General features: G+C 73.3%; 14 protein-coding genes. 9 read left to right on the top strand and 5 right to left on the bottom strand.

All coding sequences use genetic code 11. The features are described from left to right. Positions 1 to 60: 60 nt before the first annotated feature. Entirely contained in the window at positions 61 to 1,230 is a 1,170-nt protein-coding gene (locus BLW63_RS25580) for a zinc-dependent alcohol dehydrogenase (protein ID WP_091162431.1), read from the bottom strand. Next, the gene (locus BLW63_RS25575; RefSeq protein ID WP_091162430.1) at positions 1,227 to 1,688 is read right to left on the bottom strand and encodes a hypothetical protein; all 462 of its coding nucleotides are present in this window, start codon (positions 1,686 to 1,688) and stop codon (positions 1,227 to 1,229) included. Before BLW63_RS25575 ends, BLW63_RS25580 begins: the two co-directional genes overlap by 4 nt. Before the next feature lie 117 nt (positions 1,689 to 1,805). Between BLW63_RS25575 and BLW63_RS25570 the strand changes: the two genes are divergently transcribed. Further along, entirely contained in the window at positions 1,806 to 3,614 is a 1,809-nt protein-coding gene (locus BLW63_RS25570; protein ID WP_091162428.1) for an acyl-CoA dehydrogenase, read from the top strand. Positions 3,615 to 3,736: 122 nt separating this feature from the next. Here the strand turns inward: BLW63_RS25570 and BLW63_RS25565 are convergent, their stop codons facing one another. Continuing rightward, on the bottom strand, positions 3,737 to 3,919 hold the full coding sequence (locus BLW63_RS25565; protein WP_091162426.1) for a hypothetical protein: 183 nt from the start codon (positions 3,917 to 3,919) through the stop codon (positions 3,737 to 3,739). 190 nt (positions 3,920 to 4,109) lie between these two features. Between BLW63_RS25565 and BLW63_RS25560 the strand changes: the two genes are divergently transcribed. Next, entirely contained in the window at positions 4,110 to 5,555 is a 1,446-nt protein-coding gene (locus tag BLW63_RS25560) for an MFS transporter (protein WP_091162423.1), read from the top strand. A 97-nt stretch (positions 5,556 to 5,652) separates the two neighbouring features. Further along, positions 5,653 to 6,696: a YihY/virulence factor BrkB family protein gene (locus BLW63_RS25555; protein WP_091162421.1), complete on the top strand. Its 1,044-nt coding sequence runs from the start codon at positions 5,653 to 5,655 to the stop codon at positions 6,694 to 6,696. Between the two features lie 100 nt (positions 6,697 to 6,796). Here the strand turns inward: BLW63_RS25555 and BLW63_RS25550 are convergent, their stop codons facing one another. Further along, a complete protein-coding gene (locus BLW63_RS25550; protein ID WP_091162419.1) occupies positions 6,797 to 7,504 on the bottom strand; it encodes a hemerythrin domain-containing protein in 708 nt (235 codons plus the stop codon). 880 nt (positions 7,505 to 8,384) lie between these two features. Between BLW63_RS25550 and BLW63_RS25545 the strand changes: the two genes are divergently transcribed. The 5 genes from BLW63_RS25545 (at position 8,385) to BLW63_RS25525 (ending at position 15,042) form a co-directional block, all read left to right on the top strand. Further along, entirely contained in the window at positions 8,385 to 9,404 is a 1,020-nt protein-coding gene (locus BLW63_RS25545) for a UDP-glucuronic acid decarboxylase family protein (RefSeq protein ID WP_091162417.1), read from the top strand. A 198-nt stretch (positions 9,405 to 9,602) separates the two neighbouring features. Then, positions 9,603 to 11,414, top strand: coding sequence for a glycosyltransferase family 2 protein (locus BLW63_RS25540; protein ID WP_211517311.1), 1,812 nt, complete (start codon positions 9,603 to 9,605; stop codon positions 11,412 to 11,414). Positions 11,415 to 11,440: 26 nt separating this feature from the next. Beyond that, positions 11,441 to 12,466 (top strand): UDP-glucose 4-epimerase GalE, encoded by a 1,026-nt coding sequence (gene galE, locus BLW63_RS25535; RefSeq protein ID WP_091162412.1) that lies wholly within the window; start codon positions 11,441 to 11,443, stop codon positions 12,464 to 12,466. A gap of 67 nt (positions 12,467 to 12,533) precedes the next feature. Then, positions 12,534 to 13,904 carry a UDP-glucose dehydrogenase family protein gene (locus BLW63_RS25530; protein ID WP_211517310.1) on the top strand — a complete coding sequence of 457 codons (1,371 nt, stop codon included), beginning with the start codon at positions 12,534 to 12,536 and terminating at the stop codon, positions 13,902 to 13,904. Positions 13,905 to 14,025: 121 nt separating this feature from the next. Then, positions 14,026 to 15,042 carry a glycosyl hydrolase 53 family protein gene (locus tag BLW63_RS25525; protein WP_170856984.1) on the top strand — a complete coding sequence of 339 codons (1,017 nt, stop codon included), beginning with the start codon at positions 14,026 to 14,028 and terminating at the stop codon, positions 15,040 to 15,042. 70 nt (positions 15,043 to 15,112) lie between these two features. Here BLW63_RS25525 and BLW63_RS25520 read toward each other — a convergent pair whose 3' ends face one another. Further along, entirely contained in the window at positions 15,113 to 15,892 is a 780-nt protein-coding gene (locus BLW63_RS25520; RefSeq protein ID WP_091162407.1) for a TetR/AcrR family transcriptional regulator, read from the bottom strand. A 203-nt stretch (positions 15,893 to 16,095) separates the two neighbouring features. On the opposite strand from BLW63_RS25520, the gene BLW63_RS25515 reads away from it, so the two are divergent. Then, positions 16,096 to 16,679: PRC-barrel domain-containing protein (locus tag BLW63_RS25515; RefSeq protein WP_139263835.1), on the top strand; the 584-nt coding region annotated here is incomplete at its 3' end.

The raw sequence follows: 16,679 nt of genomic DNA, 5'->3' as shown, positions 1-16,679 counted from the left end.
CGGCTCAGCGCCACCCCGGGTTGGCACCTGGCCGCGGTGCCGCCCGGTAGGGCGGCCATGTCATGGCGTGAAGACCGCCCGAACGCAGCCGTCCTCCTTCTCCTTGAACAACTCGTAGCCCCGGGGCCCCTCCTCCAGCGGCATCACGTGCGTGGCGAGGTGCTCGGTCACCAGCTCGTCGCGCGCCATGAGCTCGAGCAGGCGGGGGATGTAGCGCGGCCCGTGCATCTGGGCGCCACGCAGGGTGAGCCCCTTGTTCATCACCGCCCCGAGGGGGAACTTGTCCACCATCGCGGCGAACACGCCGAGGACGAAGACGCTGCCGCCCTTCCGGCAGGCCATGACCGCCTCGCGCACCGCGGTCGGCCGGTCGGTCTGCAGTCGCAGCTGCTGCTTCACCTGGTCGTAGACACCCTGCGGCCCGGGACTGTGCGCCTCCATGCCCACCGCCTCGATGCAGACGTCGGGCCCCCGGCCACCGGTTCGCTCCCTGAGCTCGGCGGCGACGTCGGTCCTCGTGTAGTCGATGGTCTCGGCGCCCGCGTGCGTGCGCGCCTGTTCCAGCCGCTCGGGGAGACGGTCGATCACGAACACCTGCGCGGCGCCGACGATCGCCGAGAGCCGCGCGGCCATCTGCCCGACGCCCCCGGCGCCCCAGATCGCCACCGTGTCGCCCGCCTGCACGCCGGAGAGGTCGACGCCGGTGAACGCCGTGGACGCGGCGTCGGAGGCGAACAACGCGCGGGTGTCGGAGACGCCGTCCGGGACCACGAAGCTGCCGACATCGGCGAAGGGCACCCGCACGTACTCCGCGTGGCTGCCGGCGTAGCCGCCCACGGCGTGCGAGTACCCCAGGCAGCCGCCGATCGCCTGACCCCACAGGCCCTCGGTGATGCCGGGGTTGGGGTTGCTGTTGTCGCAGAGCGAGTACAGCTCATGGGCGCAATACCAGCAGTTGCCGCAGGAGACGAACGAGGCGACGACCACCCGATCGCCCACCTTGCGGGAGCGCACCGCCTTGCCGGTCTCCACGACCTCGCCCATGAACTCGTGGCCGATCACGTCACCGGCGCGCATGAACGGGATGTAGCCCGAGAGCAGGTGCAGGTCCGAGCCGCAGGTGGTGGTCTGCCGGATCTTCAGGATGACGTCATGGTCGTTGAGGATCTGCGGCTCCGGCACGTCCTCCACGGACAGCTGGTTCACGCCGGTCCAGGTCAGGGCCCTCACAGCACACCTTCCTCCCCGGCCCGGGTGGTCGCGCCCTCGAGCACGGCCCCCTGCGGCGTCGGCTTGCGGACACCATGCGGCGCCGGGTCCACCCGGGTCACCTCGCCGACCTCGATCAACTGTTTGGCCTCCCGAAGCGCGGCCCGTAGTCGGCCGATCTCCTCGTCCGACACGCGTTCCTGGTAGCGGGCGGCCAGCTCGGTGCCCTTGTCGCCGGGCGCGGCGGTGATCCGCACCTCGATCCGGTCCCCGAGGGTAGCGAGTGGCGCCGGCAGGTCGGCGCCGGTGCCGATGCGGTCCGGTGGACACCGCACCGTCACCGCCCGCCAGCGGCGAGCGGCGGTCTCGGGGTCGTCCTTCGCCGAGGCGGTCCCGATGCCTGGTAGCCGCACGCTCTGCAGCCGGCCGAGCAGGGCGCCACCGACGTCGGCGGCCCGAGAGAGCAGCGATTTCGCCATCGCGGCTCCTTCCAGGAGGTGGTCAGCGCCCACTACCCCGGCAGCCCGGGCCGGCAACCGGCCTACCCTGACCGCAGTCCGGCTCGCCGTTTACCGAGCCGCCGCCAGGGAGGTCTCGTGCGCTCGTCGTTGATCCTGTCCCGCCGCGACCTGGACTTCCTCCTCCACGAGTGGCTGGGCGTCGAGGACCTGGTGAAGCGCCCGCGCTACGCGGAGCACTCCCGCGAGACCTTCGACGCGGTGCTCGACCTGGCCGAGCAGATCGCGACCGAGCACTTCGCGCCGCACAACCGGAAGGCCGACGAGAACGAGCCGCGGATGGTCGACGGGAAGGCCGTGCTCGTCCCCGAGGTGAAGCAGGCGCTCGACGTGTTCGTCGAGGCCGGGCTGATGGCCGGGGAGTTCGACGAGGAGTACGGCGGCATGCAGTTGCCGCACGTCGTCGGCCAGGCCGTGTTCGCGTGGTTCAAGGCGGCCAACGTCGGGACGTCGGCGTACCCGTTCCTGACCATGGGCAACGCCCGCCTGCTGCTCGCGCACGGCAGTCGCGAGCAGATCGACACCTACGTGCGTCCCGAGATCGAGGGCCGCTGGTTCGGCACGATGGCGCTGTCGGAGCCGCAGGCCGGCTCGTCGCTGGCCGACATCACGACGAAGGCCGTGCCGCAGGACGACGGCACGTACCGGCTGACCGGCAACAAGATGTGGATCTCCGGCGGCGACCACGAGCTCACCGAGAACATCGTCCACCTGGTGCTGGCCAAGATCCCCGGCGGTCCGCCCGGGGTGAAGGGCATCTCGCTGTTCATCGTGCCGAAGTTCCTGGTGGATGCCGACGGTTCGCTGGGCGAGCGCAACGACGTCGTCCTGGCCGGCCTGAACCACAAGATGGGCTACCGGGGGACGACGAACACGCTGCTGAATTTCGGCGAGGGCGGGCACACCCCCGGCGGGCGGCCCGGCGCCGTCGGGTACCTGGTGGGCGAGCCGCACCGCGGCCTGACCTACATGTTCCACATGATGAACGAGGCCCGGATCGGCGTCGGGATGGGCGCGACGGTCCTCGGCTACACCGGTTATCTGCACGCCCTCGAGTACGCCCGCACCCGCACGCAGGGCCGCCCGACCGCGGCCAAGGCCATGACACCCAACGGCGCGTCCTCGGCGGCGGTGCCGATCGTCGAGCACCCCGACGTGCGCCGGATGCTGCTGGCCGCGAAGTCCTACGCCGAGGGCGGGCTGGCCCTGGGGCTCTACTGCGCCCGGCTGGTCGACGAGGAGCAGACCGCCGAGACCGAGGAGGAGCGCGCCCGCGCCCACCTGCTGCTGGACACCCTCACGCCGATCGCCAAGGCCTGGCCCTCGCAGTGGGGTCCGGTCGCCGACGACCTGGCCATCCAGGTCCACGGCGGCTACGGCTACACCCGCGACTACCCGGTCGAGCAGTTCTACCGGGACAACCGGCTCAACCCGATCCACGAGGGCACCAACGGCATCCAGGCGCTGGACCTGCTCGGCCGGAAGGTGGTCGCCCAGGGCGGGGCCGGCCTGCGGCTGCTCGGAGAGACGATCACCGTGACGACGGGGCGCGCCGCGGGCACGCAGTGGGCCGGCTTCGCCGCCGACCTCGACGCCGCGGTCGCCCGGCTGGGCGCGGTGACCGCCACGCTGTGGGGCACCGGCGACCCGGACCTGGCGCTGGCCAACGCCAGCCTCTACCTGGAGGCCGCGGGACACCTCGTCGTCGGGTGGCTGTGGCTGGAGCAGGCGCTGGCCTGCGAGGGGGCGACCGACGCCTTCCACGAGGGCAAGCGCGCGGCGGCCCGCTACTTCTGGCGGTGGGAGCTGCCGCGCACCCGCGCCCAGTTCGACCTGCTCGAGTCGCTGGACCGCACGGTGCTCGACACCGACGAGGCCTGGCTCTGACCCGACCCCGGAGGCAACCGCGCCCCGCGACTCCGAGGAGGGCGCGGGGCGGGCTGGTGAGGTGCCGGAACGGCCACCCTTCAGCGGCCCACGCCGAGCGTGGGGGGAAGGGTGGTCCTTCCCTAGGCGGCGCGGGCGCCCACTGGTTCGCCGGTCGCGGTCCGGGTGGTCGCCGGACGGGCGGGGACGGCCTGCGCGGCGCGCTGCTCGCGCTCGTAGCGTGCCGTCGAGGAGGTGCCCAACCCGATCACCAGTGCGGTCAGGACCAGGAACCCGAAGAGGGTCACGGCCGGCCACAGCACCATCAGTCAAACCCCTTTGTGCAGGAAGTCGCCGCAGAGGTCGATGGCCCCCCGTGGCTCGTCGTCGCAGCGGGTCTACCCCACCTGACCGCCGTCTCAATCGTCGGTCGGGTGTTGCACCTGATGGTGTGTGAGCAACGGCACTCCGCCGGGCGGGCGCGCCCGGTCGCGGAGGGCGTGGTCTGATCGCCGGGTGTCCAGCGGCGCCGACGGCGACCAGCACGCGCCGCGGCGCGGTCTGCTGGTCGCCGTCCTGGCGCTCGGGACGACGGCGCTGTCGCTCATGCAGAGCCTCGTCGTCCCGCTGCTGCCGGCGATCGCCGCGCAGCTGGGCGTCTCCGCCAACGCCGCCGGCTGGGTGCTGACGGCGAACCTGCTCGCCGCCGCCGTCGCCACGCCGGTGCTGGGCCGCCTCGGCGACGTCTGGGGCGAGCGCCCTGTGGCGCTCGGCGTCCTCGCCGCCATGTCGGTGGGCACGCTGCTCGCTCTCGTCACCACCTCGCTGCCGCTGCTGCTGGTGGCCCGGGTGCTGCAGGGCGTGTCCTACGGCCTGTTCCCGCTGGCGATCAGCGTGCTGCGCCGCGAGCTGCCCCCCGCCCGCCTGGACGTGGCGATGTCGGTGGTGAGCAGCACGCTCGCGGTGGGCGGCGTCATCGGCCTGGTGGCCGCCGGTGTGCTCACCCGCGACGGCGGCGACTACCACCGCCCCTTCTGGATCGGGCTGGTCGTCTGCCTGGTCACCCTGGGAGCGACGGCCGTCGTCCTCCCCCGTCGCCCGGCCCGCGGCTCGGGCCGGGTCGACTGGACCGGCGCGGCCGTCCTGGCCACGGGGCTGGTGCTCCTTCTGCTGCCGGTGTCCCAGGGCAACGCGTGGGGGTGGACGTCGCCGGGGACGCTGGGCTGCCTCGCCGGAGCGGCGCTCGTGCTGCCCGGCTGGGTGCAGCTGCAGCGGCGCCAGGCCCAGCCGCTGGTCCGCCCGGGCCTGCTGGCCGACCCGCGGGTCGTCGTCCCCAACGTCGCCGGCCTGCTGACCGGCGTGGGGCTGTTCGCCTCGTTCCTGGTGGTCCTGCAGTACGTGCAGACGCCGCCGGCCGCCGGCTACGGCTTCGGCGCCTCGGTGCTCGAGGCCGCGGTGGTCTACCTGCTGCCCGGCGGGGTGGCCGGCATCCTGCTGGGGCCGGTCGCCGGGCGGATCGTGGCCCGGGTCGGCGCACTGACCACGCTGCGCGCGGGCGCGGTGTGCGGGCTGGCCGGCTTCGGCCTGTTCGCGGTGCTGCGCGACACCCCGGCGCAGGTGGTCGCCGCCGGGCTGCTCACCCAGCTGTGGGTCACCGTGGCCTACGCGGCACTGCCGGCCCTCGTGGTGGCCGCCGTCCGCCCCGAGGAGACCGGCGTCGCGAACGCGGTGAACTCCATCGCCCGGTCGGTGGGGCAGGCCGTGGGGAGCACGGTGACCGTCGCGGTTCTCGCCGCCGGCACCGGCGCCGCGACCGTGTTCCCCGCGGCCGGGTCGTTCACCGCGGTCGCCCTGGTCGGGGCGGGCAGCGCGGCCGCCGTCGCCGCGGTGACGCTGGCCGGCCGGGGCCGGTGGGGCAGGGCCGGGGAGGCCGGTCCGCTCCCGGCGTCCGGCGCCAGCTGAGATCACGGACGGGTCGCGACACACCGTCGGTGGGCATGGACCACGATCACCCGGGGAACCTCAGGCAGGACGCACCCATCCGACCGGAGGACTGACGATGGCCCGCTCCAGCGGCCGACGCGGCGGCGGTACCGCCGCGAACGAGACCCGCTTCACCGGCAACACCGCCGGGGACCCCGCCCCGGACGACCCCAAGGTCAACGAGACCCGGCTCGACAACGCCCCGCAGGGCGCCGACAAGGCGCCGACGACCGGCGGCACGCTGAAGCGGACGCTGAAGGAGTTCAGCGAGGACAACCTCACCGACTGGGCGGCCGCGCTCACCTACTACGGCACCCTGGCGCTGTTCCCGGCGCTGATCGCGCTGCTGTCGATCATCGGGCTGCTGACCGACCCGCAGGAGCTCACCACCGCGCTGACCGCGGTCGTGCCGGAGCAGGCGGCCAGCACCTTGACCCCGGTGATCGAGCAGCTCGCCGGCAACACCGCGCCCGTGGGCTTCGGGCTGGTCCTGGGTCTCGCCGCCGCGATCTGGTCGGCCTCGGGCTACGTCGGGGCGTTCACCCGCGCGGCCAACGTGGTCTACGAGACCCCCGAGGGCCGCAAGGTCTGGAAGCTCAAGCCGCTGCAGCTGCTGGTCACCCTGATCGGCGTGCTGTTCGCCGCCCTGATCGTGGCCATGCTGGTGCTCAGCGGCCGCGTGGTCGACGCCGTCGCCGGGGCCATCGGTCTGCCCGCCGGGGTGGTGACCGTGTGGAGCTGGGCCAAGTGGCCGGTCGTCGTCGTGCTGGTGGCGCTGATGATCGCCGTCCTCTACTACTCGACGCCCAACGTGAAGCTGCGCGGCTTCCGCTTCACCAGCCCGGGCGCGGCCGTGGCGCTGCTGGTGTGGGCCGGCGCCTCCGCGCTGTTCGCCTTCTACGTGGCGAACTTCAGCAACTACAACGCCACCTACGGCACGCTCGCCGGGGTGATCGTCTTTCTGGTCTGGTTCTGGATCACCAACCTGGCGCTGCTGTTCGGCATCGAGCTCGACGCCGAGATCGAGCGCACCAAGGAGCTGAAGGAGGGCGTGCCGCTGGCCGAGAAGGAGATCCAGCTCGACGCCCGCGCCGAGCCCAAGGACCGGCACACGCACTGAGGACCCCCTGCCCCCACGGCGGGGCCCTGCAGGACGCCGCACCACGGACGACGGCGACGGCCCCCTTCCGGTCGGGAGGGGGCCGTCGTCGTCCGCTGGTTCAGCGAGCCGTCGGCGGGCGGTCGCCGCGGCGGGCCGGCGGGGTCCGCTCGACCAGGCCCGCGAGCCCGGCCAGCCCCCGGCTGACCAGCTCGCCGACGGGCGCCACGCGCGCAGGGACGCGACGGACGACGGCGTCGACCACGTCCCGGCTGCGGTCGAGCACCGTCAGGGGCAGCGCCGAGAGCGCGTTCCCCGGCGGACGGCGGGACACCATCGGGTGCGGCCGGGTGGGCGAGATGCGGCGGACCAGCTCCCAGCGGCGGCCCAGCGCCCGCAGGTCGTGCGGGTCGAGCCGCTCCTGCAGCCGGGGAAAGAGCACGTCCTCCTCGTCCCGGACGTCCTCGCGCAGCACCTCCACCAGCCGGGACAGCCGCTGCGCGCGGCGCGGGTCGTCGTGGCCGAGCGCCTCGAGCTCGACGACGAGCTCGTTGACCTCCTGGTGCTCCCGCTCGATGCGCAGGGTCAGCTCCTCGCCGTCGTGCAGCACCCGGCGGATGGCCGGCCAGAGCACGCTCTCCTCCGCGAAGGCGTGGCTGAACACCAGCCGGTCGATGCGGGTGAGGACCTCCTCCTGCTCGCGCCCGGTCGTGCCGTCCAGCTCGTGCAGGAGCCGGTCGAGCTGGACGTGGTCGCGGCGCTGGAGGACCAGGACGCTGCCCGGCCCCCCGAGCTCCTCGACCGACTGGTCGGCGATGGAACGGCTCACGGTGCACACCTCCGGTGGGGACTGCGGGCCGTTGTCCTTCCCGCTGGGCGCCGGCGGCATGCGCGCGACGCCGCGCCCCGGCGATCTCGGTGTCGCTCTTGCTTGCGCCACTTGGACGTTCCACCGTGCCGACCCGAACTCACCGATCGGTCCATTGCGTGCAACCGTCTCTTGATGCGTATCGGCGGGTCACGGCAACCCGTGGCCGCCTCGCATGTCGATCCTGACGAACTGGAACGGTCAGTCACGACGCCGTAACGCCGCGAGACGGGAGCAGGTCAGGGGGCCACGTCGCCGACCTCGGCACCGTGCGCGTGGCCGTAGCGCACCTTCTCCAACCATCGACCGGGCGCAGGGAATCCATCGCGAGAATGGTCGTGAAATCGCCTCCAGGATCGTGCACGACCCTTGACTCGGCCCATGCATGCGGATTGACACCGGGCCATGGACGACGACGATCCCCGCGCACAGCAGAGGAGTGCAGCAAATGTGCGGGAATGCAATGTCGTGCGGCCGCCGGCCGACATCCGACCACATGTCCCATCGTGCTCGACGAGGCAGGCGCGAGCCGATCGCACCGGCTTGACCTGCGAACACGGCGAGACGGTCATGTGAAAGGGCGGTTACCGTCCGGTGACGCGAATCGGGTGAACACCCATGCGCACTCTGTCATCACAGCGCAACCGAAATGGTGTGTGAGCCAGTACACAGCGGGATGGCCCTTGTGCAAAATGGTCGACTTCCGCCACCTTTCTCGCGGCTCGAATAAATCCGGCGCACGACGGAGAGCGCACGGAAGTCGGTCCTCGCCCATTCGCACCCCCCGGTGCGGCGCAACGGCGCGCACGTTCCTCCCTCCCCTGACCCGGAAGGTCCTCCCATGCGCGTTGTCGTGACCGGCGGTGCCGGCTTTCTCGGCTCCCACCTCTGCCGGTGGTTGCTCGCCGCGGACCACGAGGTGGTCTGCATCGACAACCTCTCCACCGGCCGCCGTCGCAACGTCGACCCCCTCCTCGGGGACCGGCGCTTCGAGTTCCACCAGGCCGACGTCGCCGCTGCTCCGCTGCCCGTGCCCGGGCGGGTCGACGCCGTGGCCCACCTGGCCAGCCCGGCGTCCCCGCCCGACTACCACCGCATGCCGTTGGAGACGCTCGCCGTCGGTAGCCGGGGTACCGAGTACGCCCTCCAGCTGGCCGCGCGGCACGGCGCCCGCTTCCTGCTCGCCTCGACCAGCGAGGTCTACGGCGACCCGGAGGTGCACCCGCAGTCCGAGGACTACTGGGGCCACGTCAACCCGGTCGGCCCGCGCAGCGTCTACGACGAGGCCAAGCGCTACGCCGAGGCAGTCACCACGGCCTACGGTCGCCGGCTCGGGGTCGACGTCGGCATCGTCCGCATCTTCAACACCTACGGTCCGGGCATGCGCCCGGAGGACGGCCGCGTCGTCACCAGCTTCGTCACCCAGGCGCTCAACGGCGACCCGCTGACCGTCTACGGCGACGGCAGCCAGACCCGCAGCTTCTGCTACGTCGACGACCTCGTGCGCGGCCTGGTCGCGATGCTCAGCTCCTCGGTTCCCGGTCCGGTGAACCTGGGCAACCCGGTGGAGCGCACCGTGCTGGAGCTCGCGCAGATCGTCCGCGAGGTCACCGGGTCGCACTCAGCCATCGAGTTCCACCCGCTGCCGGAGAACGACCCGACCCGGCGCCGGCCGGACGTCACCCGCGCCGCACAGCAGCTCGGCTGGCGACCCGAGGTCTCCGACGCTGAGGGCCTGCGCCGCACCGTCGAGTGGTTCCGCGCCCGGCCCGCCGAGGTCTCCGCCGCGGCCGCCGCAGTCGCCGGAGCCCAGTACGAGGGCGGTCCGGCTCTCGCCGCGGCGACCTCGCGCGCCGGCTGACGCCCGCGCCCGCTCAGCACCGTACGAACCACGACGCAGCCCCGTCCGGCCGCAGCCGGACGGACGGGAGCGGGTCGGCGCTGCCCCGAGTCCAGCTCCTGCGACCGAGGAACGAGTCCGATGACCCTCTCACCACCGGCCGGCCCTGTCCCCGCCGCCGGTTCCGCCACCTCCCCCTCTCACCCCCGGAGTGGCCTGGTGCCGGCCCCCCGGCACCTGGCCCCGCCGCAGCCGGCCGCCGACACCCAGGTGGTCACCGTGACCCCCGAGGGCCCGGTGTTCCCGGACACCCCGGCCGTGGTCCGCAGTTCCCGCCCGGCGACCTTCGGCTGGTTGCTCGGCACCCGCGACCGCGTCACCGTCGGGCTGCTGACGGCCGGCTGGCTGACCGCCCTGGTCGCCTTCTGGGCCTGGTGGTTCCGTCCCGAGCGACTGGTCACCTGGCCGGGCCTGGTGCTCAACAGCGCCCTGCTGCTCTACCTCGCGATCGTGCCGGGGTACTTCATGCTCGCCGTCAACCGACTGCGCGGCGTCTCGTCCCAGCTACCGGTGCCCGACGTCCGGGTCGCCTTCGTCGTCACCAAGGCGCCCTCCGAGCCCTGGCCGGTCGCCCGGGCGACCCTCGAGGCGATGCTCGCGCAGGACTTCCCGGGCGCGTACGACGTGTGGCTCTGCGACGAGGACCCCTCCGAGAGCACCGCGGCCTGGTGCCGGACCCGCGACGTCCGGGTGGCGAGCCGCCGCGGCGTGCCGCACTACCACCGGCCGCACTGGCCGCGCCGTACCCGGTGCAAGGAGGGCAACCTCTCCTGGTTCTACGACAACTGGGGCTACGCCGACTACGACGTCGTGGCCCAGCTGGACTGCGACCACGTACCCGGACCGACGTACCTCGCCGAGATGGTCCGCCCGTTCGCTGACCCGGCTATCGGCTACGTGGCAGCCCCCAGCATCTGCGACCGCAACGCCGCGTCGTCCTGGGCCGCCCGGGGCCGGCTGTTCTGCGAGGCCACGTTCCACGGCCCCTTCCAGACCGGCCACCAGCGCGGGATGGCGCCCCTGTCCATCGGCTCGCACTACGCCGTCCGCACCGTCGCCGTCCGCGACATCGGCGGAGTGGGACCCGAGCTGGCCGAGGACTTCTCGACGTCGTTCCTGATGACCTCGGCCGGCTGGGAGGGCGCGTTCGCCCACCGGGCGGAGGCCCACGGGGACGGCCCGCACGGCTTCGCTGCCATGGTGACGCAGGAGTTCCAGTGGTCACGCAGCCTGGTGACCCTGCTGTTCGGTCTGGTCCCGCGTCACCTGGGGCGGCTGGCGTGGAGGTTGCGGGCCCGCTTCGCCTTCGCGCTGTCGTTCTACCCCCTGATGGTCACCACCATGGCGCTCGGCCTGCTGTTGCCGCCCGTCGCCGCGGTGACCGGGCTGCCGTGGGTCGACGCCGACTACGTCGACTTCCTGCTCCGCTGGGCGTCGGTGTCGGTGTGGCTGCTGGCCGTCACGGCGCTGCTGCGCCGCCGCGGGTTGCTTCGGCCGCGCCAGGCCCCGCTGCTCAGCTGGGAGAACTGGCTCTACGTGCTCGCCCGCTGGCCGTGGATCGGCCGCGGCGTTCTGGCGGCCGGCCTCCAGCGGGCCCGCCCGCGCCAGGTCGGCTTCGCAGTGACGCCGAAGTCCCGTGACGGACTGGAGCCGCTGCCGACCCGGCTGGTACTGCCCTACCTGGCGATCACCGTCGGGCTGTCCACGGCCGCGCTGGTCGGTGAGGTCTCGACGCGGGCGGTCGGCTACGTGTTCCTCTGCCTGCTCGGCTCGCTCACCTACGCGGTGGTCAGCCTCGCCGTCCCGCTGCTGCACGCCCGGGAGGCCGCCCGCGCCCTCGGGGTGCCGACCTCGTCCGCCGTCCGCCGCACCGTCGCGGTGCCCGTCACCGCCGCCGTCGCCGCGCTCGTCCCGCTCGGCACCGCGATCGCTCTCTTCCCGCCCTACGTCACCGCCGTCCTCGGCTGGTGACCTCACCCCCGGACAGGAGTCTCCCCGTGGCCCATCCCACCACCGTCCTGGTCACCGGCGGCGCCGGCTTCATCGGCAGCCACACCGCCGTCGAGCTGCTCGAGAACGGGCACGACGTCGTCGTCGTGGACGACTTCTCCAACAGCACCCCGGCCGCCCTGGAGCGGGTGCAGAAGCTGACCGGGCGCCGCGTGACCCTCGTTGAGGGCGACGTGCGCGACCGCGCCCTGCTCGGCGAGGTGTTCGCCGGGCACCGGATCCACCAGGTCGTGCACTTCGCCGCCAAGAAGGCCGTCGGCGAGTCGATGCAGATCCCGCTCGAGTACTGGGACCTCAACGTCGGCGCGACGGTCGCCCTCCTGCAGGTGATGCGCGACGCCGGCGTGACCGACCTGGTGTTCTCCTCGTCCTGCTCCATCTACGGTGACGCTCAGCGGCTGCCGCTCGACGAGGACGCACCGGCGGCCCCGACCAACCCCTATGCCCGCAGCAAGTGGGTTTGCGAGCAGGTGCTCGCTGACGCCTGCGCCCGCCACCCGGAACTGCGAGTGCTGGCCCTGCGGTACTTCAACCCGATCGGCGCCCACCCCAGTGGCCTGCTCGGCGAGGACCCACTCGGCGTCCCGAACAACGTCATGCCGTACCTCACGCAGGTCGCCGTCGGCCGACTCGAGCGACTGCCGGTGTACGGCACCGACTACCCGACGCCCGACGGCTCGTGCGTCCGCGACTACGTGCACGTCGTCGACGTCGCCGACGGCCACCGGGTCGCCCTGGGCCACCTGGCCGACACCCCGGGCCTGCGGGTGCGCAACCTCGGCACCGGCGTCGGGACGTCGGTGCTGGAACTGGTCAACGCCTTCGAGCAGGCCTCGGGGCGGCGCGTCCCCGTCGCGCCCACCGACCGGCGGTCTGGCGACGTGCCGGCCCTGGTCGCCGACCCCTCCCTGGTGGCCCGCGAGTGGGGCTGGCGCACCCGTCGCGACGTCGCCGCGATGTGCGCCGACGCGTGGCGCTTCCAGCAGCTCAACCCCTTCGGTCACGCCTCCTGACCCACGCCCGCTCCGGACGCACCCGCGTCCGGCCGTCCCCCTCCCTCCCCTGCCCCTGGAGACCTCCGTGAAGATCACCGTCATCGGCACCGGCTACCTCGGTGCCGTCCACGCCGCCTGCATGGCCGAGCTCGGCCACGACGTCCTCGGCGTCGACGTCGACAGCGCCAAGATCACCGCGCTCGCCGAGGGCCGCGCGCCCTTCTTCGAGCCCGGCCTACCCGAGGTCCTGGCCAGCGCCACCGCTTCCGGCCGCCTCCGCTTCGGCACCTCGCTGCGGGAGGCCGCCGAGCACGGCGACGTCCACTTCGTCTGTGTCGGCACCCCGCAGCGCCCGGGCTCGAACGCCGCCGACCTCAGCTACGTCGATGCCGTCGTCGAAGGCCTGGTGCCGCACCTGCGGCGCCCGGCACTGCTGGTGGGCAAGTCGACCGTGCCAGTGGGCACCACCGCGCGGCTGACCCGGCTGGTCGAGCGCCTGGCGCCGGCCGGCATCCCGGTCGAGATCGCGTGGAACCCCGAGTTCCTCCGCGAGGGCTTCGCGGTGCGGGACACCCTGAACCCGGACCGACTCGTCGTCGGCGTCACCAGCGACTCCGCGCGTGACGTCCTGCACGAGCTGTACGCCGACGTCGTCGCCGCCGGCACTCCGTGGATCGTCACCGACCCGGCAACGGCCGAGCTGGTCAAGGTCTCGGCCAACGCCTTCCTCGCCACCAAGATCTCCTTCATCAACGCGGTCTCGGAGATCTGCGACGCCACCGGTGCCGACGTCGTCTCACTGGCGCAGGCCATCGGCCACGACGCCCGCATCGGGCACCGCTTCCTGGCTGCCGGCGTCGGCTTCGGCGGCGGCTGCCTGCCCAAGGACATCCGCGCCTTCCTGGCCCGAGCCGACGAGCTCGGTGCCGGCGACGCGCTGGCCTTCCTGCGCGAGGTCGACGGCATCAACACGCGCGCCCGGGAGCGCACGGTCGCCCGGGCCCGCGAGCTGGTCGGCGGCAGCCTGCTGGGCGCACGGATCGCAGTTCTGGGTGCGACCTTCAAGCCCGACAGCGACGACGTCCGGGACTCACCGGCGCTCGCCGTCGCGGCCGCGCTGCACCTGCAGGGTGCACACGTCCGCGTGCACGACCCCGAGGGCCTCGACAACGCCCGGCGAGCAGTGCCGGCGCTGGACTACGCCGAGGACGTGGAGACCGCGCTGGACGGCGCCGAGCTGGTCGTGCACCTGACCGAGTGGCAGCAGTACCGGGAGCTCGACCCGCAGCTGCTGAGCGGCGTGGTCGACGTCCCGCGCGTCCTCGACGCGCGGAATGCGCTGGACCCCTTCCCCTGGGTGGCCGCCGGCTGGCACGTCGCGGCACTCGGCCGGCCCGACGCCGCCCCGGCCGTCACCCCGGATCTCCCGCAGGTCGGTCTCCGGACGGCCGCGTGACGCAGTGCGCCGGTCGCGACGCCTCGCGGTCCCGCTGCTCGCTGTCCTGCTGGTCGGCGCGGCCGTGATCGGATCCGGCGTCGTCGGCACCCCGGGGGCACTGCGTCTCCGGGGTGCCGACGTGTCCTTCACGCTCCAGGAGGAGGCGGCCGGCACCGTGCTGCGCGACGGCGGCCGGACGGCGCCGATCGAGTCGGTCCTGGCCGCGCACGGTGCCACCCACGTCCGGCTGCGGGTCTGGGTCGACCCGGCCGCGGGCAGCAGTGGCGACCTCGCCACGGCGCTGGCACTGGCCCGCCGGGCACAGGCCGTGGGTCTGGGCGTGGTGCTGACGTTGCACTACTCCGACACCTGGGCCGACAACGAGAACCAGACGCCACCGGCGGCGTGGGCCGGACTGGACGCCGCCGGGCTCGCCGCAGCGGTCGAGGAACACACCCGCGCCGTGGTCTCGGCCTTCGCCGACCAGGGCACCCCTGCGGACGTCGTCTCGATCGGCAACGAGGTCGACCACGGGATGCTGTGGCCGGTCGGGTCCGTCTCCGGCGGCGACTGGTCGGGCTTCGCCCGGCTCGTGCGTGCTGGTCTACGGGGCCTGGCGGAGGCCTCGGGCCCGCCGCCCAGCTCGATGGTGCACCTCGCCGGCGGTGGGGACGCCGTCCGAGCGGCGGCCTTCGCCGACCGATTGCGGGATGAGGGCGTCCTCCCGGACGTGTGGGGCCTGTCGTACTACCCGTTCTGGCACGGCTCCCTGGACGACCTGGGACGGACCGTCTCGGCCCTGGCCGCGGCCTCGGGCACCGACGTACTCGTCGTCGAGACCGCGCACCCGTGGACGCTGCAGGACGCCGACGGCACGGGCAACATCGTCGCGACGCGCGACCAGCTCCCCGACGGGGACCGTTTCCCGCCCACACCAGAGGGCCAGGTCGCCTGGTACGAGGAGCTGCGCCGGGTGCTGACCGCCGTCCCGGACGGGCGCGCCCTGGGGTTCATGGTCTGGGAGCCGGGCTGGGGCTCGGCCGTGGAGGCGGCCCCCGGCGCCGGCAACCAGCACGACAACCTGACCCTGTTCGACCGCGACGGGCGGGGGCTGCCCGCGCTGGCCGCCCTGCGGCCGCCCGCTGACGCGGTCTGACGCCCGCGTCCGGCGACGGCGACCGGGCCGCCGCCCCTGCGTCCCTCCCCGGACGGATGACCGCTGCTGGTCACAGGGTCGCGCCGGGCGGCCGCGACTCGCGGCGGACCCGCTGCAGGCGCTCGAGCAGGTTCTCCAGCGAGTCCTCGAACTCCGTGGCGGACTCGTCCTCGGACAGCAGCGGCGCGAGCCGGCGCACCAGCGGGTACGCCGCCAGCGAGCGCTCCCCGGCCTCGGGGGCGCCCTCCGGGTCGTCGAGCGGGCTGATCGGCACCCCGCGCTGCGAGACCTCGAGCAGCAGGTGGCCGAGCAGGAAGCTGGTGTACGCGCGGTAGGCGGCGACCGCGGCCCCGTCGCTGAAACCATGGCTGGTCAGCGCGTCGAGGAACGACTCCAGCCAGCGCAGGCTTCGCAGCGGCGGGCGGACCCACGGCGCCGCCGGCGGCCGGGACGCGATCAGCGGGAAGACGGCCGGGTGGGCGAGGGCGATGCGCCGGACCCCGTGCGCCAGCCGCTGCAGGTAGTCCTCCCAGCCGTGCTGCGGCGCCAGGTACACCTCGGGGTCGCCGTACAGCTCGTCGACGACGAGGTCCACCACGCCGTCGAGCAGGTCCTCCCGGCCGGTGACGTGCCGGTACAGCGCCATCCCCTCGACGCCCAGGTGGGCGCCCATCCGGCGCATGGTCAGCGCCTCGAGCCCGTGCTGGTCGATGAACTCCAGGCCCGCGGCGAGCACCCGCCGCCGGTCGAGCGGCGTCCGGGCCGTCCCGGGCGGGGACGCGCGCAGCGCGCGTGTGTGCGGTTGCCGTTCCCCGGGCACAGCAGGGGGAGCATCAGCGTCGTCCGCCACGCGCGCCTCCCGTCGTCCCCCGGTCGCCCCCGTTGTACGCCGGTCGGACCACCCCGCGGGGGCCGGACACCCGGGTTCAGGCCGGGAGCGTGGTGTTTACGACGTAAGCACAGGGGCACAGGAGCGTCAGCGCCTGCACGACGGTGCGCCACAGGACGGAGCTGCGGACCGCAGCCCTCCCCTCGACACTGGACAGGAGCAGCATGATCAACGAGACGCAGATCCAGCAGGTCATCGGCACCACGGCCGTCGACGCCGACGGCGACAAGATCGGCAAGGTCAGCGAGGTCTACCTCGACGACGAGACCGGTCGACCCGAGTGGGCGACGGTGCACACCGGCCTGTTCGGCACCAAGGAGACCTTCGTGCCGCTTGCCCAGGCCGACCTCTCCGGCGACACCCTGCGCTTCCCCTACGACAAGGCGAAGGTCAAGGACGCGCCGAAGGTCGACACCGACGGCCACCTGTCGCCGCAGGAGGAGCAGGAGCTCTACCGCTACTACGGCCTCGGCGCGGGCACGACGACCGACACCACGCAGACCACCACGGGCACCGCCGGCCTGGCGGGCACCGCAGGTGTGGCGGGTACCGCCGGCCACACCGACCGCGACCGGGACGACATCCGCGACGACGTGCGCGGCACCGTGGGCCACGACACCTCCGGTCCAACCACCGACGACGCGATGACCCGTTCCGAGGAGCGCCTGAACGTGGGCACCCGCAGCGAGGAGGTCGGCCGGGCCCGGCTGCGCAAGTACGTCGTCACCGAGAACGTCTCCGAGACCGT

Origin of the sequence: Geodermatophilus africanus (assembly GCF_900107105.1) — a bacterium.
In the GTDB taxonomy this organism is placed as follows: Bacteria; Actinomycetota; Actinomycetes; order Mycobacteriales; family Geodermatophilaceae; genus Geodermatophilus; species Geodermatophilus africanus.
The sequence above is the reverse complement of the archived record's forward strand: the minus strand, read 5'-3'. Positions and strand labels throughout refer to the sequence as shown.